The sequence below is a fragment of the Pseudomonas sp. Pseusp3 genome, assembly GCF_047304225.1.
GTDB lineage: Bacteria > Pseudomonadota > Gammaproteobacteria > Pseudomonadales > Pseudomonadaceae > Aquipseudomonas > Aquipseudomonas fluorescens_CD.
Genome location: NZ_JBGLYV010000031.1, coordinates 14,631 through 36,122, shown reverse-complemented (window position 1 = coordinate 36,122; position 21,492 = coordinate 14,631). Strand labels below are relative to the sequence as shown.

The window sequence follows — 21,492 nt, the reverse complement described above, 5'->3', positions numbered from 1 at the left end:
CTCCTTGTCAGGCGACCGAATGTCGGCGTGAGAAAGAGACTAAATGATCTAAGAATTCGAAAATAAATAACTTTTTCGAATTAGCTTATGAGGGGAACAATCTGTGGAGGTCAGCGGATCATGCTCTCTGTGGGAGCTGTGTTTGATGGTCAGTTGCTGATCGCCAGAATGCTCGCCTGGTACGCCCCGACAAACACATCGAAATCACCGACTTCGTTCTGCTCCAGCTCAGCCTGCTCAGCCAGCGACGAACGCGCCCGCTCTTCAAACCTCGCCTGCTCCTCAGCCGGCAACGGCTCGCTACGGAAGAACTCGGCGTGGGCCTGGCTCTGGCGCAGGGAGAACTGGGCAAAGCTCTCCTTGTGCTCGGCCATGGCCGCCAATACCTGTGCCGACGGCGTCAGGGACGAGTCCTGGACCTTGGCCATCTGGGCGTCCAGCGCCTTGCTGTGGGCATCGCCGCCATGGCTCTGGTCGAGCATCGCGGCCAATGGCGCAATTTTCTCCAGTAACTCGCCGGCCCATTCCTTCAGGTCGACCGGATGGCCATCCCGTTGCAGTTGCAGGCCTGGACGACGGCCTTCCTTGACCACGCTGAGGAAGTTCGAAGTCGCGTTGCCGCAACTGGTGTTGGTCAGCAGCGGGCTGTCGTTGAGCGCGCAGTACAGCAGGAACGCATCGAGGAAGCGTGACTCGGTGAGGTCGATGCCCATCGGCAGGAACGGGTTGATGTCCAGGCAGCGCACTTCGACGTACTGGATGCCCCGGGCCATCAACGCCTGGATAGGACGCTCGCCGGTGTAGGTCACGCGTTTCGGGCGGATGTTGGAGTAGTACTCGTTTTCGATCTGCAGGATGTTGGTGTTGAGCTGTACCCACTCGCCATCCTGGTGGGTGCCGACTTCGACGTATGGCGCATAGGGTGTGGCCACCGCCTTGCGCAGGCTGTCGGTGTAGCTGGCCAGATCGTTGTAGCACGGCGTCAGGCCGGCCTGGGCGTTGCTCTGGTAACCCAGGTCGCTCATGCGCAGGCTGGTGGCGTACGGCAGGTACAGGGTGTTCGGGTCCAGTTGCTCCAGCTGATGCGAGCGACCGCGCAGGAAGCCGGCGTCCAGTGCCGGCGAGGCGCCGAACAGGTACATCAGCAACCAGCTGTAGCGGCGGAAGTTACGGATCAGCGCGATGTAGGACGACGACTGAAAATCGCGGTCGGTGCCGACAAAGCCTTCGGCCTGCCTGAGCAACGGCCAGAGTTTTTCCGGCAGGGAAAAATTGTAGTGGATGCCGGCAATGCATTGCATGGTCTTGCCGTAACGCAGGGCCAGACCCTTGCGGTACACATACTTGAGCTGCCCGATATTGGACGTGCCGTAATAGGCGATCGGGATGTCTTCCTCGGCCGGCAACGGGCACGGCATCGATGGGCTCCACAGATACTCGTTGCCGAGCTTGCTGTAGGCAAAACGGTGAATGCTGTCCAGGCTCGCCAGCGTGTCCGCCGGGTCGGGCAGGGCCGGAGTGATGAACTCCAGCAGCGACTCGGAATAGTCGGTGGTGATCTGTTCGTTGGTCAGCGCGGAACCCAATGCTTCCGGGTGCGGCGTTTGCGCCAGACGACCTTCGCCGGTCACGCGCAGGCATTCACGTTCGATGCCGTGAAGGCACTGTTCGAGCAGAGAGAGGTTAGCGCGCTCGCCGAGCAGGGCCAGGCGGCGGTTGAGAAGTTCGCTCAAGTTGGATTCCTTCACGCGTCAGTCGCCCCAATATGGGGGTGGGCAAGACGGTCTACAAGGGTGAAGTTAAAACTGGCGTTTTCGCCTGGTTTTCGGACCGCGCAGGCCCATACCCTGTAGGAGCGAGCTTGCTCGCGATGGAGGTTAACGATAACGAGGGGTGCCTGAGTGAAAACGGCGCCCTGACGTTCATCGCGAGCAAGCTCGCTCCTACAGGTCATTGCGCTGAAATTAACTCAAATCGATGACGACTAGCTACAGGACAGCGAACGTGCCTTGTGCTTTTGCGACCAGTTTGTCGCCCTGCATCACATCGGCTTCGACTACCAACGTGCGGCGACCCGGGTGGATCACCCGCGCCGTGCACATCACCTCGCCGTCTGAGACGGCGCGGATGTAGTTGATCTTGCACTCGATGGTCGCGCTCTGCTGGTCAAAGCCGTGGGTGCTGGAACAGGCCAGCCCCATGGCAATGTCCACCAGACTGAACAAGGCCCCGCCGTGCAGCTTGCCGCCGCGATTGCGCAGCTCGGGTTCCAGCGCCAGGGCGACTTGCGCCACCCCGGTTTCCAGGCTGTGCAGGCGACAGCCCAGTAGCTTGAAAAACGCGCTTTCGGTCAGCCCGGCGGGAATGTCCATCAGCGTTTCTTCAACTGCTTGGCGTTGGCGAACAGCGAAGCCATGGCGTTGTTGCTCGGGGCAGCGGCCGTGGTTTCCTTGCGCGGTGCAGTGTTCTGGGACTGGCGTGGCGCCGACCCCGGACGCGTGCCGCGGGCACCGTCGATTTTCTCGCCCGGGGTGTCGCTCATGCGCATCGACAGGCCTACGCGTTTGCGCGGGATGTCGACTTCCATGACCTTCACTTTCACCACGTCGCCGGCCTTCACCGCTTCGCGAGGATCCTTGATGAATTTCTCCGAAAGTGCAGAGATATGTACCAAACCGTCCTGATGCACGCCGATATCGACGAAGGCACCGAAGTTGGTCACGTTAGTCACCACGCCTTCGAGGATCATGCCCAGCTGCAGATCCTTGAGGTCTTCGACGCCTTCCTGGAACTCGGCGGTCTTGAACTCTGGACGCGGGTCGCGACCGGGTTTTTCCAGCTCCTGCAGAATGTCGGTGACTGTCGGCAGGCCGAAGGTTTCATCGGTGTACTTCTTCGGATCGAGGCGCTTGAGAAATGCGGCATCGCCGATCAGTGAGCGGATGTCACGGTCGGTCTCGGCGGCAATGCGCTGCACCAGCGGATAGGCTTCCGGGTGAACGGCCGACGAGTCCAGCGGGTTTTCGCCGTTCATGACGCGCAGGAATCCGGCGGCCTGTTCGAAGGTTTTTTCACCCAGACGCGCGACTTTCTTCAGCGCGGCACGGGTTTTGAACGCGCCGTGCTCGTCGCGGTGGCTGACGATGTTCTGCGCCAGGGTCGCGTTGAGGCCGGAGATCCGTGCCAGCAGCGCCACGGAAGCGGTGTTCACGTCCACGCCAACGGCGTTCACGCAGTCCTCGACTACCGCATCGAGGCCGCGGGCCAGTTTCAGCTGTGAAACGTCGTGCTGGTACTGGCCGACACCGATGGATTTCGGATCGATCTTCACAAGCTCAGCCAGCGGATCTTGCAGACGACGGGCAATCGACACCGCACCACGGATCGACACGTCGAGGTCCGGGAATTCCTTCGAGGCCAGTTCCGATGCCGAGTAAACCGATGCGCCGGCCTCGGAAACCATGACCTTGGTCATTTTCATGGCTGGGTATTTTTTGATCAGTTCGGCGGCCAGTTTGTCGGTCTCGCGGCTGGCGGTGCCGTTGCCGATGGCGATCAGGTCCACCGAGTGCTTGGCGCACAGCGCAGCGAGCACGGCGAGGGTCTGGTCCCACTTGTTGTGCGGCACGTGCGGGTAAACCGTGGCGTGATCCAGCAGCTTGCCGGTGGAGTCGACCACGGCAACCTTGCAACCGGTGCGCAGGCCAGGGTCGAGGCCCAGGGTGGCACGCGGGCCGGCCGGGGCCGACAGCAACAGGTCATGCAGGTTGTGGGCGAAGACGTTGATCGCTTCGGTTTCCGCGCCATCGCGCAACTCGCCCAGCAGGTCGGTTTCCAGATGGGTGTAGAGCTTGACCTTCCAGGTCCAGCGCACCACCTCGCCCAGCCATTTGTCGGCGGCGCGGTTCTGGTTCTGGATGCCGACATGCTGGCCGATCATGCCTTCGCACGGGTGCATGGTGCCCGGCAATTCGTCGCCGACTTTCAGCGAGGAACTGAGAATGCCTTCGTTGCGGCCACGGAAAATCGCCAGCGCGCGGTGCGACGGCATGCTCTTGAGCGGTTCGTCGTGTTCGAAATAGTCGCGGAACTTGGCGCCTTCCTCCTCCTTGCCGGCAATCACGCGGGCACTGAGGGTGGCTTCCTGCTTGAGGTAGTTGCGCAGCTTGTCCAAGAGGCCTGCGTCTTCGGCGAAGCGCTCCATGAGGATGTACTTGGCGCCTTCGAGGGCAGCCTTCACATCGGCCACGCCTTTTTCCGCGTCGATGAAACGCGCGGCTTCGGTTTCCGGGCTCAGGGACGGGTCGTTGAACAGGCCGTCGGCCAGTTCGCCGAGGCCGGCTTCCAGGGCGATCTGACCCTTGGTGCGGCGTTTCTGCTTGTACGGCAGGTACAAGTCTTCGAGACGGGTCTTGGTGTCGGCGAGCTTGATGTCGCGTTCCAGTTGCGGCGTCAGCTTGCCCTGCTCTTCGATGCTGGCAAGGATGCTGATGCGCCGTTCGTCGAGTTCTCGCAGGTAGCGCAGGCGCTCTTCCAGATGACGCAATTGCGTATCGTCGAGGCTGCCGGTCACTTCTTTCCGGTAACGGGCGATGAAGGGAACGGTAGAGCCTTCATCGAGTAGCGCGACGGCCGCTTCGACCTGTTGTGGGCGTACACCGAGTTCCTCGGCGATGCGGCTGTTGATGCTGTCCATAAAACCACCTGACAAATTGTGAAAGCAGGCTCGCAGGCGCTGAAACAGGGCCTTCGCGAGTCTGGTTGAGCGGCCTGGCCAGCGCCGCTGCCTGGGTCAACAGGCATTGCGTTGACCCGTGAAATCGAACAATTACTGCTGACGCCATGAAAATAAATAGCGTCCGTCTGTAGTACCTGTCTGATGTTGCCTGACACAAAAGGCCGCGCATTATAACCAGCGTTACGGCATTCGGGGGCATAGCGGATTGCCAGTGCAATGGCCGGTTTTCTGGCGCTGAAGGAAAAATCTGCTAACAATGCACACGGTGCGTATAACGGCAGCTACGCCATAATGCGCGCCGAGATCAAAGGAGCATCCAATGAGCAGCACTGCACAAACTGCTGAAGGCGAAAAAATTCTTATCGTTGACGACGATCCGGGGCTGAGCAGCCTGCTGGAACGTTTTTTCGTCAGCAAGGGCTATCGCGCCCGCGCCGTACCGAACACTGAGCAAATGGATCGCCTGCTGGCGCGCGAAGTGTTCAACCTGGTCGTCCTCGACCTGATGTTGCCCGGCGAAGACGGCCTGACCGCTTGCCGCCGCCTGCGCAACGCGAACAACCAGATTCCGATCATCATGCTCACCGCCAAGGGTGACGAGCTGAGCCGCATCAAGGGCCTGGAGCTGGGCGCCGACGATTACCTGGCCAAGCCCTTCAACCCGGATGAGCTGATGGCTCGCGTCAAGGCGGTATTGCGTCGCCAGTCGGCGCCGGTGCCGGGCGCCCCGGGCAGCGAAGACGAAAGCGTGACCTTCGGCGACTACGAGTTGTCCCTGGCCACCCGCGAGCTCAAGCGCGGCGAAGAGGTGCACATGCTCACCACCGGTGAATTCGCCGTGCTCAAGGCCCTGGTGATGAACGCGCGTCAACCGCTGACCCGCGACAAGTTGATGAACCTGGCCCGTGGCCGCGAGTGGGATGCCCTGGAGCGTTCCATCGATGTGCAGATTTCCCGTCTGCGCCGGATGATCGAACCCGATCCTTCCAAACCGCGTTACATCCAGACTGTCTGGGGCGTGGGTTATGTGTTTGTTCCGGATGGTACCGCCACCAAGTGATGGGCGATTTGTAGGAGCGGGTCATGCGGACAACGGATCAATCGATCCCGTCCGCAGACTCGCGATCCGCAATATGCGAGCATCGCTCGCTCCTGCAAGTGTTTAACGGTTATCCATGAAAACCCCCGTTTGGTTCCCCCAGAGCTTCTTCTCCCGCACCCTTTGGCTGGTGCTGATCGTCGTACTCTTCTCCAAGGCGCTGACCCTGGTTTATCTGCTGATGAACGAAGATGTGCTTGTGGACCGTCAGTACAGCCACGGTGTCGCCCTGACGCTGCGCGCCTATTGGGCTGCCGATGAAGAAAACCGCGGCAAGATCGCCGAGGCCGCGACCCTGATCCGGGTGGTGGGTGCCGGCGTGCCGGAAGGCGAACAGCACTGGCCTTACAGCGAGATCTACCAGCGGCAGATGCAGGCGGAGCTGGGGGCCGACACTGAAGTCCGGCTACGCATGCATTCGCCACCGGCGCTGTGGGTACGGGCGCCAAGCCTGGGCGATGGCTGGCTGAAAGTACCGCTTTATCCCCATCCGCTGCGCGGCCAGAAAATCTGGAACGTGCTGGGCTGGTTCCTCGCTATCGGTCTGCTTTCCACCGCTTCGGCCTGGATCTTCGTCAGCCAGCTCAATCAACCGTTGAAGCGTCTGGTGTATGCCGCGCGGCAACTCGGCCAGGGTCGCAGCGTGCGCCTGCCAATCAGCGATACGCCGAGCGAGATGACTGAGGTTTACCGCGCCTTCAACCAGATGGCCGAAGACGTCGAACAGGCCGGTCGCGAGCGTGAGCTGATGCTGGCCGGTGTTTCCCATGATTTGCGCACGCCGTTGACCCGCTTGCGCCTGTCCCTGGAGTTGATGGGTGATCGCACCGATCTGACCGACGACATGGTGCGTGATATCGAGGACATGGATGCGATTCTCGATCAGTTCCTGGCGTTCATTCGCGACGGGCGCGACGAGTCGGTGGAAGAGGTTGACCTGAGCGACCTGGTCCGCGAAGTCGCTGCGCCCTACAACCAGAATGAAGAGAAAGTGCGGTTGCGCCTGGAGCCGATTCAGCCGTTTCCGTTGCGTCGTGTGTCGATGAAACGACTGCTGAACAACCTGATCGGCAACGCGTTGCATCATGCCGGCAGTGGTGTGGAGGTGGCGGCGTATGTATCCGGGGACACCAGCGCGCCGTATGTGGTGCTGAGCGTCATGGACCGTGGTGCCGGTATCGATCCGTCGGAACTGGAAGCGATCTTCAACCCGTTCACCCGCGGTGATCGTGCCCGGGGTGGCAAGGGCACCGGGTTGGGACTGGCAATCGTGAAGCGGATTGCTTCGATGCATGGCGGCAACGTTGAACTGCGTAACCGCTCGGGCGGAGGGCTGGAAGCGCGGGTGCGGTTGCCGTTGGGGTTGTTGTTGCCGCGGGATGCCGTTTAAAGACAGCTTCGAGCGCCAAGCTTCAAGCTGCAAGAAAAAGCGGCTTTCCACTTGCCGCTTGAAACTTGCAGCTTATGGCTGCTTCTAGCCTTTGCCCTTGGTCCGGGTCATGTTCGGCCCACCATTCTTCTCTAAATGCTCAATGATGATCCCCGCGACATTCTTCCCGGTGGTGGTCTCAATCCCTTCCAGACCCGGCGAGGAGTTCACTTCCATCACCAGCGGCCCATGATTGGAACGCAGGATATCCACCCCGGCCACCGCCAACCCCATGACCTTTGCCGCACGCAGTGCTGTCATGCGCTCCTCGGGTGTGATCTTGATCAGGCTCGCGCTGCCACCACGATGCAGGTTGGAACGAAATTCGCCGGGCTTGGCCTGGCGCTTCATCGCTGCGATCACCTTGTCACCGACGACGAAGCAGCGAATGTCTGCACCACCGGCTTCCTTGATGTATTCCTGAACCATGATGTTCTGCTTGAGGCCCATGAACGCCTCGATCACCGATTCTGCGGCCGTGGCGGTTTCGCACAGCACCACGCCGATGCCTTGGGTGCCTTCCAGCACCTTGATCACCAACGGCGCGCCGTTGACCATTTCGATCAGGTCGGGAATGTCATCGGGGGAGTGGGCAAACCCGGTCACCGGCAAGCCGATCCCGCGACGGGACAGCAATTGCAGTGAACGCAGCTTGTCCCGTGAACGGGCAATGGCCACCGATTCGTTGAGCGGAAAGACCCCCATCATCTCGAACTGGCGCAGCACTGCGCAGCCATAAAAGGTCACGGACGCACCGATCCGTGGAATCACCGCATCGAAACCCTCCAGCGGCTTGCCGCGGTAGTGGATCTGCGGCTTGTGGCTGGCGATGTTCATGTAGGCACGCAGGGTATCGACCACCACCATTTCATGGCCGCGTTCGGTACCGGCTTCAACCAGGCGGCGGGTGGAATACAGACGCGGGTTCCGCGACAGCACAGCGATCTTCATGCAACACCTGTGGAGAAGGTAGATACCGGGAACACCGGCTTGTCTTGTACATACTTGATGCCTGGATTGACCACCAACTGGCCGTCGATCAGGGCTTTGGAACCGAGTAGCAGGCGATAACGCATGGACTTGCGGCAGGCCAGGGTGAACTCGACCCGCCAAACCCGATCACCGAGGGCCAGGGTGGTGCTGATCACATATCGCACTTGTGCGTGACCGTTAGAGCTTTTAATGGTTTTTCTCGTCACCAGCGGTGCCTCGCAGCGGCGATGACGCAACTGCACCACGGTGCCCAGGTGCGCCGTGAAGCGCACCCAGGGCTCGCCTTCGCGCTCGAACGTTTCGATGTCGGTGGCGTGCAGGCTTGAGGTGCTGGCACCGGTGTCGATTTTTGCCCGCAGGCCGGCGACTCCCAAATCCGGGAGCGCCACCCACTCGCGCAGACCGACAACGGTCAAATGGTCAAATGTCTTCAAAATTGCTCAACCGGTAGAAACCGCGGTGGCCGCAGGCGGCCAGATTCGCGGTATTCACGCAGAATAATGGTTAAAAGGCGACAGATATCTACGGCCCGGATTTCCAGTCTCGCAATGAGGTTATGGAATGTCAGCATTGTAATCCGGGACGACGTAATTCTTGGTACGAGAGAACGGTAGTACAGTTCACCAATATTTCAGAATGAGGAAATCCCATGGCACAAAAAAACGAAGAGGACGATAAAGTCCGCCTCGATAAATGGTTGTGGGCTGCACGCTTTTACAAAACCCGCGCCTTGGCCAAGGCGGCGATTGAAAGCGGCAAGGTGCATTGCCGGGGCGAACGCTGCAAACCGGGCAAAGAGCCACGGGTCGGTGATGAATTTGTGATTCGCACCGGTTTCGACGAGCGTACGGTGGTGGTCCAGGCCTTGTCGATCGTTCGCCGCGGCGCCCCGGAGGCGCAGACCTTGTATGCCGAGACGCAGGCCAGCATCGCCAAGCGCGAAGAGGCCGCTGCGCAAAGAAAGGCGGGAGCCCTGGGCGTGAGTACCGACGGTAAGCCAAGCAAGAAACAGCGCCGCGATCTGTTCAAGTTTCGTGGTGACAGCAACGAATGATTGGCCGGGGCCGCCGATCACATCAGTCAGGACAAGACTTGTAATTGCACCTGCGCGTAGCCATATGAGGTAATTGGCCTGTCGTGCATGTGCCATTCGTCGTAAAGCGCACACAGCCACCGGCGTGTAAGCCATAACCAGGCAGCAATACGCTATAGCCAAGGCCTAGCGTCGAATTCTGTAACCATTATTGTCACCACTTCAGATACCAGACTTATGACCGACTTACCGGATAACGACTTCACCCAACGCTTCATCTTCGATGACAGCGACACCCGTGGCGAGCTGGTCTCGCTGGAGCTCAGTTACGCTGAAGTCCTGGCCAAGCACGCCTATCCGGAGCCGGTTGCGCAACTGCTCGGCGAACTGATGGCGGCTGCGGCGTTGCTGGTCGGCACGTTGAAGTTCGATGGCCTGCTGATTCTGCAAGCCCGCTCCGAAGGCCCGATCCCGCTGCTGATGATCGAGTGCTCCAGCGAGCGCGACATCCGTGGCCTGGCCCGTTACGAGGCGGACCGTATCGCTCCCGATGCAACCCTGGCCGACTTGATGCCGGATGGCTCGTTGACACTGACCATCGACCCGAGACAGGGCCAGCGTTACCAGGGCGTGGTCGATCTTGACGGTGAAACGTTGTCCGACTGCTTCACCAACTATTTCGTCATGTCGCAGCAGATCGGTACGCGCATCAAGCTCTGTGCCGATGGCCGTCGCGCCCGTGGCATGTTGCTGCAGCAACTGCCCGCCGACCGCCTGAAAGACGAAGAAGAACGCGCCGCCAGCTGGCAGCACCTCACCGCCCTGGCCACCACCTTGACCGCTGATGAGCTGCTGGGCCTGGACAACGAAACCGTGCTTCATCGCCTCTATCACGAAGAGCAGGTGCGTCTGTTCGATGTGCAAAAACTGCGCTTCCGCTGCAGTTGCTCGCGCGAACGTTCGGCCAATGCACTGGTCAGTCTGGGTAAGGACGACGCGCAGAAACTGGTCGTGGAGCACGGTGGCAACATCGAAATCGATTGCCAGTTCTGTAACCAGCGCTACCTGTTCGATGCCGCCGATGTCACCCAATTGTTCGCTGGCGCGGGTGTCGAGACACCGTCAGATACCCGTCACTAAAACGGTTCAGCGCAGGTAAATTCACTGGCTGCCGCCGGATTGACGCCGTTACGACAGGAGGGGCCTACTTTTTTTGGGCTTTTCTGGCATAATCCGGCCCACTTTTTTCGCGGTAGTAGTGCACGACTTTCTACTACAAAAACGTTTGGAGCACTCGGCCACTGGCCGACGGGGAACCTCATGACGCAAGCCAATAACGCCGTGTACACCGATCTGAGTGTTGATGATCTGGTTAAAGAAGCCCTCAACCGCGGTGAAGGCGAGCTTGCCGATACCGGCGCACTGGTTGTTCGTACCGGTCACCGTACCGGCCGTTCGCCAGTCGATCGTTTCATCGTTGAAGAGCCAAGCACCCAGGCCGCTATCGCCTGGGGCCCGATCAACCGCAAGTTCCCGGCCGACAAGTTCGACGCCCTGTGGGCTCGCGTTGAGGCATTCAACAACGCGCAAGAGCATTTCGTTTCCCACGTGCATGTAGGTGCGGCTTCCGAGCACTACCTGGCCGTGAAGATGACCACCCAGACCGCCTGGCAGAACCTGTTCGGCCGTTGCCTGTTCATCAACCCGGCCCAGTACAACCCGGCGGGTCGTGAAGAGTGGCAAGTGCTGAACGTTGCCAACTTCGAGTGCGTGCCAGAGCGTGACGGCACCAACTCCGACGGTTGCGTGATCATCAACTTCGCACAGAAGAAAGTGCTGATCGCCGGCATGCGTTACGCCGGTGAAATGAAGAAAGCCATGTTCTCGGTGCAGAACTTCCTGCTGCCGGCCGCTGACGTGCTGCCAATGCACTGCGCCGCCAACATCGGCGAAGAAGGCGACGTGACCCTGTTCTTCGGTCTGTCCGGTACCGGCAAGACCACCCTGTCCGCCGACGAAAGCCGTTACCTGATCGGTGACGACGAGCACGGCTGGGGCGAGGGCGTGGTGTTCAACATCGAAGGCGGTTGCTATGCCAAGTGCATCGACCTGTCCGAGAAGAACGAGCCGGTTATCTGGAAAGCCATCAAGCACGGCGCGGTCCTGGAAAACGTCGTTATCGACGACGCCAAGCACGCCGACTACGCCGATGTCAGCCTGACCCAGAACAGCCGTGCCGCGTACCCGCTGGAGCACGTTGCCAAGCGTTCCGGGAAGAACCTCGGTGGCGAGCCGAACGCTGTGATCTTCCTGACCTGCGACCTGACCGGCGTTCTGCCGCCAGTGTCGATCCTCAACGAAGAACAAGCGGCTTACCACTTCCTGTCCGGTTACACCGCTCTGGTCGGTTCGACCGAAATGGGTTCGGGCAGCGGCATCAAGTCGACTTTCTCCACCTGCTTCGGCGCACCGTTCTTCCCGCGTCCGGCCGGCGAATACGCTGAGCTGCTGATCAAGCGCATCCGCGGCTTCGGCTCCAAGGTCTACCTGGTCAACACCGGCTGGACCGGCGGTGGCTACGGCGTCGGCAAACGCTTCAACATCCCGACCACCCGTGCAGTGATCGCAGCGATCCAGAGCGGCGCGCTGATCGGTACCGAAACCGAGCACCTGGACACCATCAACCTCGACGTGCCACTGGCCGTACCGGGCGTTGAGACTGGCCTGCTGAACCCACGTAACACCTGGGCCGACAAAACCGCCTACGACGAAGCCGCCAAAGCACTGGCCGGCCTGTTCATCGAGAACTTCAAGAAGTTCGAAGTGAGCGACGCGATCAAGGCTGCCGGTCCAAAGCTGTAATGCTGGATTGAGCTAACGAAAAAGCCGCCCCTCGGGGCGGCTTTTTTGTGCGTGTCGCTACAGGCCTTCCAATGCCTGAGTGTCCCAGCGTTGGGCCTTGATGGCCCGGTAGAGCATGCCGATGGTCAACGGCACCTTCTCGCCGCGACCCTTGGCCTTTCGCTTTAGATTCACATCGTAGCCGTCGGGCTGGAAATAACGATAGCTGTCGAAATCCACGAAATCGATGGCGAATAGATCTTCCAGGCATTCGATCAAGTGCTGTGCATCGGCACCGTTGCAACCAAGGTCGAAATTGATCGAGGTGGCAAGGCTGATGGTTTTGCGTTCGGGCAGGCCGAGTTCTTCGTGTAGCAGTTGCATGAGTTGCTGCATTGAGTGGTCGTCGGGGAAGTTGGGGGCGAGGTTCATTGCGTAGGTTCCGCCAATCGAAATGCAGGCGCCATATTGTCCTGCTCACGTTTCGACAGCCCCAGAGCGCCCGCTAGCGTTGGCCATTGGCTGACGACCTGTTTGAAACTGTTGATGATGTTTTCTGCATCCGCGCGACCTACCCGAAAATACTCCGCCACTTCCCGGGCCAGTTCCAGATCCAGGGCGTTGTCGGTATCGGTGATGTTGAGCTTCAAGCCGTCGGCGTGGGCCACCGGGTTCATGTCATAGGCGGCAGACAATCGCCACCCCCGACCCGGATCAAGGATAAAACCATGGTTGCGCAGGTGATCGTCAGTGTTGGAGACCAGAATGTTGAGCACAATTCGAGACCACAGCTCCCGCAGGTCTGCTTTGGTTTCCGAGCCGTGTTCCATGAGTACTTCGGCCAACTCAAGGTAGCTCGCACCGACAGAGGCATCGTCACCGTCAACTCGATCAGTCATGGTCATGGCCGAGGCAAAGTGCAGTCGGCCACCTCGTTCAGTGCGATCGAAGCGCTTTACCATGAAGCAGTGATGATCGCTGGCGTAGCGTCGGGCGATACCGGTCGCGACTCGCAGGCCACAATGATTGGCCAAGGCATTTACCACGAGTTCCCAGGCGCCAATGTCATAGTCATCGCGTGTGCTGGGGAACTTGGCAATCCACAAGTGACCGTGCTCGTCTGCAACGCTGGCCTTGGGGCGGGCACCACCCAGCGAACCTCCGGGTGCGATCAGCATTCTCAGCCACTCTCGGCCGTCGAGTGAGGTGTTGTCCGGATCGTTTTCCAGAGCACGGCTTGCTTGCTCCAATGCCCGCAATTCAATGAAGGGTGGGGCGGCCACGCCATTGCGGTCATCGAGAAAGTTGCCTTGGTCATTGAGCTTGTAGCGGATCGCGCCGGCCCGATAGAGATCATGTACGCCTAACAGGAAATCCGACTCGTAGAGCTTGCTGCCTTTGGCAACCAATCCATCGCGAACATCTCGTTCCATCCTCCGCTTCATCAACAACTGACCCCACCGATCCGGGCTGGAATCAGCGAACACACCAAATCGGCTTTGATGTTGCCCAGGGAACTGACGACCTTCATAGAGGCCGATTCGAGGGTCCAGCGGTGTGAAGTTCAACTCGGGGTCTGCTAGCGCCGCAGCGTCGTATTCAAATTCGAAGACGTCCGTGGAACGGGCCTTTCGGGAGTGCAAGAAACCGAGACGCCTGGGTCCATTCAAGGATTCCCAATCGGCATACACCGCAATTTGCGTCATTTTTCACCTGTCGCGGACTTGGTTTTTTTCTTGGTCAACAGATTGGAAAGTGAGTGGGTGTTGAAGGGGAAGTCAGCGGAGAGATCCTCTGTCCGGGTGGCACTTTCAATTACGCCAGTGTCTTTTTCAGGTATTGGAGAGGCCTTTTTAACTGCGCTTTTTCTGCGTACTCGTCGGTTCGAGTCTTTCGCTGAGGTTGCCTTGGGTTTCAGCTGCGCGTCCTGCAGTTGACGCCCCACCTCATCGGTTGCTGCGAGTTTGTCCAAGTCTTTTTCCAGACCCAGAACCTGCATGACAGACAAGTAGGCGCCGATGGTCACTCCTGAGCCACCCGATTCCAGAGAGCGCAAGGTTGTCAGTGACATGCCCGACCTCTCGGCGACTTGCTTGGCTGTGAGCTTGCGGCGCAGTCGGGCCAACTTCAATCGCTCCCCGAATTCGGCTAGCAATCTGGATGCGGCAGGCAGGAGTGGCGCGGTTTTCTTGGCCATATGCCAATATTCCTTCATTTATTAGCCTTAGCTAGCAGAATAATAGCACTTGGATGAAAGAACATCGCTTTGCCATGAGTGCGTCCTCACCGCATTAAAAGTTTTGTGGGTGGAGCTTTGCACTGCCATTATTCCAGCTGAAATACCGATAAACAGCCAGAATAATGCCAGTTTGTCAGCGACGGCCCGGACTATAGGGTTGAGTGGTTGGTCTTCGATAGCCGACAAGGTGTCTTGTTTTGCAGGACCTTGCCGAAGCTTTCATAGGTCGTTGCTGACGGGGTTATCCACAGTGCACCGCGTTATCGTTCATCGCTGGCAAGCCAGCTCCTACAGGGGATGTGGTGGGGCTTCAGCCGGTGAGTTTCGGCAGGCGCTGCCGGGCGATGTCGAGCAGGTCGTTGCCGTCCTGGGTCAGCAGGTACAGGGCGCTGACGATCTTGGGGATGTCGCTCGCTTGGGCCTGGTTGAAACACGTGCAATAAAGGGTTTCGAGGAGGTCGCTGGCGGCGCGGATGCGTTGTCGGGCGGCGTCGAGGATCTCGAAGGGGTCGGCCTCGGTATCGATGACCAGCACCGGGGTTTCGCTGTAGCGGGTCTTGAGCGGCTGGTAGCGGGCTGGCAGTGAGTCGGGGTTTTTCATTGAGTGGGTCCTGTGCGAAATCGGCAAGTGTTCCCGGCAGGCCGAGACACTGTTTTCAGCCGCGCTGGAAACTATAGGAGGGTATGGCGTTGCGGGACAAGACGGCCGAGATCGACAGGCTTTGTAAGGGTTTTGTCATATTTAGAGGAAGCGGACTACAGGTTGTTGGTGGGTTTTCAACGTGAAATGGCCAGGGGTAAAAATGCTTACAGCGTTTTCAGTCGCTTCGCAGCAAATCTCGGTAGAAGGGGCCTCGGACAATGTCGGGTGTTTCGAGTTTTGCGGAGGGTGTGTTGGCCTCTTCGCGAGCAGGTTCGCCCCGACAAGGGATCTGCGTCGTACTTGATTTTTTCGGTAGTGAAGGGCGAGTCGGTGTGGGTGGTTCAGACTGGCGAGGTTACCTCGACGCTGCCGAACGACCCATACAGACTTACTCGGTCGTGACCTTCGGCGCCTGGCGCGAGGCTGCTTCCAGATCCATTAATCCTCTACCGTACGCTTCACTGTTGGCATAGATGCCAGTCCGGTTCGCCGTCGCCAGCAGACGCTCGCGCACTTGCTGCGCAGTGAGCTCAGGGTAACGGCTTTGCAGTGCCGCCAATGCTCCGCTGACCAGCGCGGCAGCAGGCGAGGTGCCAGCCGTCTGGGTGTATTTGCCATCCTTGTTGGTGGTCAGCAGGCCTTGCCCTGCACCGGAGTCGCCACCCGGTACGGCAATGCACCAGGCTGCCGCCACGCCACAATAGTTGGATTTGGCATTGATGGCGCTGCCGTCGTTTTTCAATGCAACCACCGCGATCCAGCCTTTTTCCAGTTCGGGTATGGCGACAGGCAAGCCGGGTTCAGCCAAGGGTTCTCGTTTCAGTTCATTGCCGGTGGGGAAAACAAATACTGCGCCGTCCTCAACCAGTTTCCGCGCCGTCACTAGCGATTGCGGCATGACTTGCCTGTAACGCGCCTCGTTGATTTCGGTCGCCGGAATGGCGTTGGCCCACGAGTTGTTGAGTATGCGCGTGCCCTTGTCGAAACCTGCTTGCCAGGACTGAGCGATTTCACCGTCGAAGAAAAAGGGTTCGTTATCGTCGCCAAAGCGATAGGTGATCAGCTGTGCGTTGAACGCGACGCCATGCATGCCCTGATCGTTCTTGTTGGCGGCGAGGATGCCGGCCATCTGGGTGCCGTGGCCGATACGATCAAAGGTGCCGACCCGATTCTCGACATAGTCAAAACCCGGATCACGGAGCCTTCCTAGAAACTCCGGCAGGCTACTGTTCAAACCCGAGTCGATCAGTGCGACAGCCACACCCTGGCCGGTGCCGCCGCGGGCATAAAGACTTGATGCGTTGACAATCGCCAGACCTTTTTGGGCCTGATACTCCGGCGTTTCGAATGCAGCTGTGTCCAGGGAAGGCTGTTCCGGGCCGGTCAGGCATCCGCTCAACAGAAGGGGTAGTGCGAGCGCGCAGGCAAGCGGAAAAAAGTGTTTTTGGGACATGATCGTTCCTTGAAAAAGATCCGCGTATCTCACGCTTCCTGCATGATGGACACCTAGCGGAGGTTGATGGAGGTAAACCATACCGGCTGACGGAAGGCTGAGGTCAGTGGGCAAAGTGCCTCCAGTGTTTCAACCTGTGGCCAGGAATCGGTGGGTTGGGACGCTGTATCATCCCTTATCGTTTTCGCCCTCAACCTTTTCTCGACTCGCTGCGATCGCCGGCCCGGCTTTTGGCACTGCGGCGGTCAACGGAGTGACAGCTTATGCACAACACCCTGGAACAGGTTTTCGGTTATCCACAGTTCCGACCCGGTCAGGAGTCGGCTGTCAGTGCCGTGCTGGCCGGGCGTTCGGCGGCGGCGATTTTCCCCACCGGTTCCGGCAAATCCCTTTGCTACCAATTGCCGGCGGTGTTGCTGCCGCACTTGACGCTGGTGGTCTCACCGTTGCTGGCGTTGATGCAGGATCAACTGGCGTTCCTGCAACGCCATGGCATTTCGGCGGGCAGTATCGATTCGGCCCAGAGCCGCGATGACGCCAGCGATGTCATGGCCCGTGCCAGGTCCGGCGAGTTGAAGATTCTGATGATCTCGGTGGAACGCTTGAAGAACGAGCGTTTTCGCCATTTCCTGCAGCAAGTGCCGATCTCGCTGCTGGTGGTGGACGAAGCGCACTGCATCTCCGAATGGGGGCATAACTTCCGCCCGGACTACCTCAAGCTTCCCGACTATCAACGCCAGTTCAATATCCCTCAGGTGCTGCTGCTGACCGCGACGGCGACGCCCAAGGTCATCACCGACATGCAGGTGAAGTTCGCCATCGCCGCCGAGGATGTAGTGACCACCGGTTTCTATCGGCCGAACCTGAATTTGCTGGTGGAGCCGGTTCGCGGAGCGGACAAGCGCAGACGCCTGGTCGAGTGGATGAGCCAGCGCCCGGGTCAACCGAGCATCGTCTACGTCACCCTGCAGAAAACCGCCGAGCACATCGCCGAACACCTGAACCGCAACGGCATTCAGGCCGAGGCCTATCACGCCGGGTTGCCCCATGATCAACGGGAAGCGATCCAGCGTCGCTTCATGGGCGGGCAGTCCAATTGCATCGTCGCGACCATCGCTTTCGGCATGGGCATCGACAAGAGTGACATCCGCAACGTGGTGCATTTCGACCTGCCAAAATCCATTGAAAACTACAGCCAGGAAATCGGCCGCGCCGGGCGTGACGGGCAGCCGTCGGACTGCCTGGTGTTGGCCAACCGCGACAGCCTCAACGTGCTGGAGAACTTCGTCTACGGCGACACGCCCGAGCTGGATGGCATCCGTTGCGTGCTTGACGAGATGCATACCGCAGCCCCCGAAGGGCAGTGGGAGTTTCTGCTGGGGCCGTTGGCCGATCAGAGCAATATTCGTCAATTGCCGCTCAAGACCTTGCTGGTGCAGCTCGAGTTGCGCGGGTTGATCGCCCCGCGCTACGCGTACTACGCCGAGTACCGTTTCAAGTATGTGCAGGAGCCGGAGGCGCTATTGGCGCATTTCGAAGGCGAGCGCAGGGATTTTGTCGCGGCGATCATCCAGACCTCCAGCCGCGCCCGGACCTGGGCAACGGTGAATTTCGAGGCGTTGTACGAGCAGTATCAGGCCGAGCGCACTCGGGTGGTCAAGGCGCTGGATTACTTCCAGGAGAAGGGCTGGGTGGAACTCGAAAGCAAACAGATGACCGAGGTCTACAGCGTGCTGCAAAGCGGGCTCGACAGCGTCGCGTTGAGCGAGGAACTGCATGGCTGTTTCACTCGGCATGAGCACACCGAGATCGCGCGTATTCACGCCATGCTGGATCTGTTCGCCACCGACCAATGCCTGGGTTATCGCCTGGCAGAGTATTTCGGCGATCACAATGCCCCGCAGCAATGTGGTCATTGTTCGGTGTGTCATGGGCAAGTGGCGCGGCTACCGGCACCACCGGAATTGCCGGCGCTTGTGGATAAAAATTTCGAGGCGCTGTGTGGCGGTTTTATCCACAGGCACGAGCAGCACACGGGCAACCTGCCATCGGCTGAGCGCGTGACACGGTTTCTGTGCGGGATCAGTGTGCCGCTGTTCACCAGGCTCAAGGTGCGGGCGGTTACCGGGTTTGCGGCGTTGGAGGATTACCCGTACGCCGAGGTGCGCGAGTGGGTTGAGCGGCATCTCGCAGGCTGAGCTGTGGTCCTTGTGGGAGCGGGCTTGCTCGCGAAAGCGGTGGGTCAGTCACCATCACTGCCAATTGATGAGTCGCCTTCGCGAGCAAGCCCGCTCCCACAGGGATTTCAGTGTCTGACTGGGCACATCCATCCGCTGAATGTTGCCCATCACAGGAATAAATTTCAAAAAAGCCCGGTGGCTGACTATGGTGATGGCTGTCTTCGGATCGCCAACAAGAGAACAAAACATGAGCCAGACACCGTCGAACATTCAGCGTGCCGCCGTCATCGGCGCGGGCACCATGGGCCGTGGCATTGTCATGTGCCTGGCCAACGCCGGAGTGGCTGTGCAGTGGGTCGACAACAATCCGCAAATGCTGGAGCAAGCGCTGGCCAGCGTGGCGGACACCTACGCTCACAACGTGCGCCAGGGCCGGATTGATAAGGGCGAAGCCGATGCCTGTGTCGCGCGCATAACGGCGGCAGATGATTATCTGGCCATCCGCGATGTCGACCTGGTCATTGAAGCGGTGTACGAAAACCTTGAGCTCAAACGGAAAATTTTCCGCGAGCTCGATGGCCTGCTCAAACCTGAAGCGATCCTGGCGAGCAATACTTCGGCGCTGGACATCGACGCTATCGCGGCGGCTACACGCCGGCCGCAGCAAGTGCTGGGCCTGCATTTCTTCAGCCCGGCACACATCATGAAACTGCTGGAAATCGTTCGCGGTGCACGGACGGCGCCGGCAGTGCTCGACGCGGCGCTGGCGCTCGGCCAGCGCATGGGCAAGGTCAGTGTGGTGGCGGGCAATTGCGACGGTTTCATCGGCAACCGCATGCTCAATACCTATGTGCTCGAAGCGCGAAAAATGCTGCTGGAAGGCGCTTATCCCTATCAGGTGGACGCAGCGCTGCAAGGGTTCGGTTTCGCCATGGGGCCGTTCCGCATGTTCGACGTGGTTGGCGTCGACCTGCAGTGGCGCGCCCGACAACTGTCCGGTGTCGGGCAGGACGCGCCGGAGGTTCAAGTAGATAACCGACTGTGCGAGATGGGGCGCTTTGGTCAGAAGAGCGGTAATGGCTATTACCACTATGAGCCGGGCAGTCGCCAGGCCGAACATGATCCACAGGTCGATGCGCTGGTGCTGGAAGTCAGCGAAAGGTTGGGGTTCCACCGTCGCGTGATCGGCCCGGAGGAAATTCTCGAGCGCTGCTTGCTGGCACTGGTCAATGAAGGCGCGAAGATCCTGCAGGAAGGCATTGCCGGGTCAGCTCATGACATTGATCTGGTTTACCTCAATGGCTACGGTTTCCCGGCGGACAAGGGTGGGCCGATGGCCTGGGCCGACCAGCAAGGGTTGGCGGACATTCACCGGCGCTTGATGGACCTTGAAACGCGTCAGGGCGATCACTGGCAGCCGGCGCGGTTGATCGGGGAGTTGGCGGCGGCCGGCAAGGGCTTTGCTGACAAGTGATTGATGTGGCGCTTGTAGGAGCGAGCTTGCTCGCGATGAATGCAACGCGGTTTTCGCCTTAGACTGGCGAACCCACTCAGGAATCAACGTTAATGCCCCAGCGCACCGACTACCCGCACTTCCAGCCCATCACCACCCGCTGGCACGACAATGACGCCTACGGTCACGTCAACAACGTCACCTATTACAGCTTCTTCGATACGGCGGTGAACACCTACCTGATCGAAGTCGGTGGCCTGAACATCCATGACGGCGAGGTGGTGGGGTTCGTGGTGAGCTCGGCCTGTGATTACTTCGCTTCCATTGCCTTCCCGGACCGCATCGAGATCGGTCTGCGGGTGGGCAAGCTGGGCAACAGCTCGGTGCAATACGAACTGGCGGTGTTCAAGCAAGGGGAAGACGAAGCCTGTGCGGCGGGGCGCTTCGTGCATGTGTTTGTCGATCGCGCGTCGAATCAACCCGTAGCGATTCCTTCAGGGTTGCGTGGGGCGCTGGAGCGTCTGGTGGTTGAATAGGGCAAAAAAAATCGCAGCCCTTGGGCTGCGATTTTTGTTGTACTCACCGGCGAGGCGCTCGAGGCCTTAGTCGCGGTAGTACCTGTGGTGGTGCTTGCGATGGCCATAGGCATGGCCGCGGCCTGGATGGTCGTCACGGTAGTAACGACGATCGTCATGGCCGCGATAGTAACGACGATCGCCGTCCTCATCATCGTACTCTTTGCCCATGTGGTTACCCAGCGCGCCACCGACGCCGCCGCCTGCTGCGGCGCCGATCAGGCTGCCGGTGGTGCCGCCCATGCTGCGGCCGACCACGTTACCGCCTGCAGCACCCAACGCACCGCCAATGGCTGCTTCGCCACGGCTGTGTTTGTTTGCGCCGACGGCGCTACCACCCGCGCCACCCAGGGCCGCGCCGATGGTGGAACCTGTACTGCCGCCTAACGACTGGCCGACGACCGAGCCTAGAACCCCGCCCAATGCGCCGCCTACACCGGCTTCGGTGGTGCCGCCAGCAGACGCGATACCGCTGACCAGGCCAAGGGACAACAAGAGAATCGAGGAGAACTTCATGGAGGAACCTCTAGGGGATGACGGCGCGATCCTGAGGCTCTGGAATGGGCGTGACAATCGAAATCCGACGAATAACACGACCTGTATACAATATTGCAAGTTACTGTTTTTTGGGTGGAACTTAACGTTTTTTTGCCGGTCTTTTATTACTTCGCAAAGGCCGTTTTCATGAGAAAGCGGCCTTTTTTGTGGGCGAAAGGAAAGTACTGAATCTGGAATGTTTGTTGTTTGATCTACCGTATTCGCGAGCAAGCCCGCTCCCACAGGGGAACGCATTCCAATGTGGGAGCGGGCTTGCTC

19 protein-coding genes are annotated in these 21,492 nt (G+C 59.6%); 8 read left to right on the top strand and 11 right to left on the bottom strand.

All coding sequences use genetic code 11. The features are described 5' to 3' along the window. Window positions 1–149 precede the first annotated feature (149 nt). From gshA to ACCD00_RS13100, 3 genes are all read right to left on the bottom strand, one after another. Window positions 150–1,733, bottom strand: coding sequence for a glutamate--cysteine ligase (gene gshA, locus ACCD00_RS13110; protein WP_413425040.1), 1,584 nt, complete (start codon window positions 1,731–1,733; stop codon window positions 150–152). Between the two features lie 255 nt (window positions 1,734–1,988). Beyond that, window positions 1,989–2,372, bottom strand: coding sequence for a PaaI family thioesterase (locus ACCD00_RS13105; protein ID WP_007972875.1), 384 nt, complete (start codon window positions 2,370–2,372; stop codon window positions 1,989–1,991). Continuing rightward, the gene (locus tag ACCD00_RS13100) at window positions 2,372–4,696 is read right to left on the bottom strand and encodes a Tex family protein (RefSeq protein WP_413425038.1); all 2,325 of its coding nucleotides are present in this window, start codon (window positions 4,694–4,696) and stop codon (window positions 2,372–2,374) included. The genes ACCD00_RS13105 and ACCD00_RS13100 overlap by 1 nt, the downstream gene beginning before the upstream one ends. A 361-nt stretch (window positions 4,697–5,057) precedes the next feature. Between ACCD00_RS13100 and ompR the strand changes: the two genes are divergently transcribed. Together ompR and ACCD00_RS13090 are read left to right on the top strand one after the other, a co-directional pair. Further along, window positions 5,058–5,798, top strand: a complete 741-nt coding sequence (ompR, locus tag ACCD00_RS13095) for a two-component system response regulator OmpR (protein WP_007972873.1) — start codon at window positions 5,058–5,060, stop codon at window positions 5,796–5,798. 115 nt (window positions 5,799–5,913) lie between these two features. Then, complete coding sequence (locus ACCD00_RS13090) at window positions 5,914–7,227, top strand: ATP-binding protein (protein ID WP_008019059.1); 1,314 nt, start codon at window positions 5,914–5,916, stop codon at window positions 7,225–7,227. A gap of 84 nt (window positions 7,228–7,311) precedes the next feature. On the opposite strand, the gene rimK is transcribed toward ACCD00_RS13090, so the two are convergent. Together rimK and ACCD00_RS13080 are read right to left on the bottom strand one after the other, a co-directional pair. Further along, the gene (gene rimK / locus ACCD00_RS13085; protein WP_007972871.1) at window positions 7,312–8,217 is read right to left on the bottom strand and encodes a 30S ribosomal protein S6--L-glutamate ligase; all 906 of its coding nucleotides are present in this window, start codon (window positions 8,215–8,217) and stop codon (window positions 7,312–7,314) included. Beyond that, entirely contained in the window at window positions 8,214–8,675 is a 462-nt protein-coding gene (locus tag ACCD00_RS13080; RefSeq protein WP_413425086.1) for an ATP-dependent zinc protease, read from the bottom strand. The genes rimK and ACCD00_RS13080 overlap by 4 nt, the downstream gene beginning before the upstream one ends. Before the next feature lie 233 nt (window positions 8,676–8,908). On the opposite strand from ACCD00_RS13080, the gene ACCD00_RS13075 reads away from it, so the two are divergent. The 3 genes from ACCD00_RS13075 (at window position 8,909) to ACCD00_RS13065 (ending at window position 12,154) form a co-directional block, all read left to right on the top strand. Continuing rightward, window positions 8,909–9,313, top strand: a complete 405-nt coding sequence (locus ACCD00_RS13075; RefSeq protein WP_008019054.1) for an RNA-binding S4 domain-containing protein — start codon at window positions 8,909–8,911, stop codon at window positions 9,311–9,313. Window positions 9,314–9,529: 216 nt separating this feature from the next. Next, window positions 9,530–10,432: an Hsp33 family molecular chaperone HslO gene (hslO, locus tag ACCD00_RS13070; protein WP_413425034.1), complete on the top strand. Its 903-nt coding sequence runs from the start codon at window positions 9,530–9,532 to the stop codon at window positions 10,430–10,432. Window positions 10,433–10,612: 180 nt separating this feature from the next. Next, window positions 10,613–12,154, top strand: a complete 1,542-nt coding sequence (locus ACCD00_RS13065) for a phosphoenolpyruvate carboxykinase (RefSeq protein ID WP_413425032.1) — start codon at window positions 10,613–10,615, stop codon at window positions 12,152–12,154. Between the two features lie 57 nt (window positions 12,155–12,211). Here the strand turns inward: ACCD00_RS13065 and ACCD00_RS13060 are convergent, their stop codons facing one another. From ACCD00_RS13060 to ACCD00_RS13040, 5 genes are all read right to left on the bottom strand, one after another. Further along, window positions 12,212–12,565 carry a DUF1493 family protein gene (locus ACCD00_RS13060; protein ID WP_413425030.1) on the bottom strand — a complete coding sequence of 118 codons (354 nt, stop codon included), beginning with the start codon at window positions 12,563–12,565 and terminating at the stop codon, window positions 12,212–12,214. Further along, the gene (locus tag ACCD00_RS13055; protein WP_413425028.1) at window positions 12,562–13,839 is read right to left on the bottom strand and encodes a type II toxin-antitoxin system HipA family toxin; all 1,278 of its coding nucleotides are present in this window, start codon (window positions 13,837–13,839) and stop codon (window positions 12,562–12,564) included. Before ACCD00_RS13055 ends, ACCD00_RS13060 begins: the two co-directional genes overlap by 4 nt. Then, window positions 13,836–14,330: a helix-turn-helix domain-containing protein gene (locus ACCD00_RS13050; RefSeq protein WP_413425026.1), complete on the bottom strand. Its 495-nt coding sequence runs from the start codon at window positions 14,328–14,330 to the stop codon at window positions 13,836–13,838. Before ACCD00_RS13050 ends, ACCD00_RS13055 begins: the two co-directional genes overlap by 4 nt. Before the next feature lie 352 nt (window positions 14,331–14,682). Further along, the gene (locus ACCD00_RS13045) at window positions 14,683–14,973 is read right to left on the bottom strand and encodes a hypothetical protein (RefSeq protein ID WP_413425024.1); all 291 of its coding nucleotides are present in this window, start codon (window positions 14,971–14,973) and stop codon (window positions 14,683–14,685) included. Between the two features lie 430 nt (window positions 14,974–15,403). After that, window positions 15,404–16,468: a S8 family peptidase gene (locus ACCD00_RS13040; protein WP_413425084.1), complete on the bottom strand. Its 1,065-nt coding sequence runs from the start codon at window positions 16,466–16,468 to the stop codon at window positions 15,404–15,406. Window positions 16,469–16,731: 263 nt separating this feature from the next. On the opposite strand from ACCD00_RS13040, the gene ACCD00_RS13035 reads away from it, so the two are divergent. The 3 genes from ACCD00_RS13035 (at window position 16,732) to ACCD00_RS13025 (ending at window position 20,637) form a co-directional block, all read left to right on the top strand. Then, window positions 16,732–18,666: an ATP-dependent DNA helicase RecQ gene (locus ACCD00_RS13035; RefSeq protein ID WP_413425022.1), complete on the top strand. Its 1,935-nt coding sequence runs from the start codon at window positions 16,732–16,734 to the stop codon at window positions 18,664–18,666. Between the two features lie 229 nt (window positions 18,667–18,895). Then, on the top strand, window positions 18,896–20,122 hold the full coding sequence (locus ACCD00_RS13030) for a 3-hydroxyacyl-CoA dehydrogenase NAD-binding domain-containing protein (RefSeq protein ID WP_413425020.1): 1,227 nt from the start codon (window positions 18,896–18,898) through the stop codon (window positions 20,120–20,122). Between the two features lie 92 nt (window positions 20,123–20,214). Beyond that, on the top strand, window positions 20,215–20,637 hold the full coding sequence (locus tag ACCD00_RS13025) for an acyl-CoA thioesterase (RefSeq protein WP_413425018.1): 423 nt from the start codon (window positions 20,215–20,217) through the stop codon (window positions 20,635–20,637). A gap of 66 nt (window positions 20,638–20,703) precedes the next feature. On the opposite strand, the gene ACCD00_RS13020 is transcribed toward ACCD00_RS13025, so the two are convergent. Further along, window positions 20,704–21,192 carry a glycine zipper domain-containing protein gene (locus ACCD00_RS13020; protein ID WP_413425016.1) on the bottom strand — a complete coding sequence of 163 codons (489 nt, stop codon included), beginning with the start codon at window positions 21,190–21,192 and terminating at the stop codon, window positions 20,704–20,706. Window positions 21,193–21,492 lie beyond the last annotated feature (300 nt).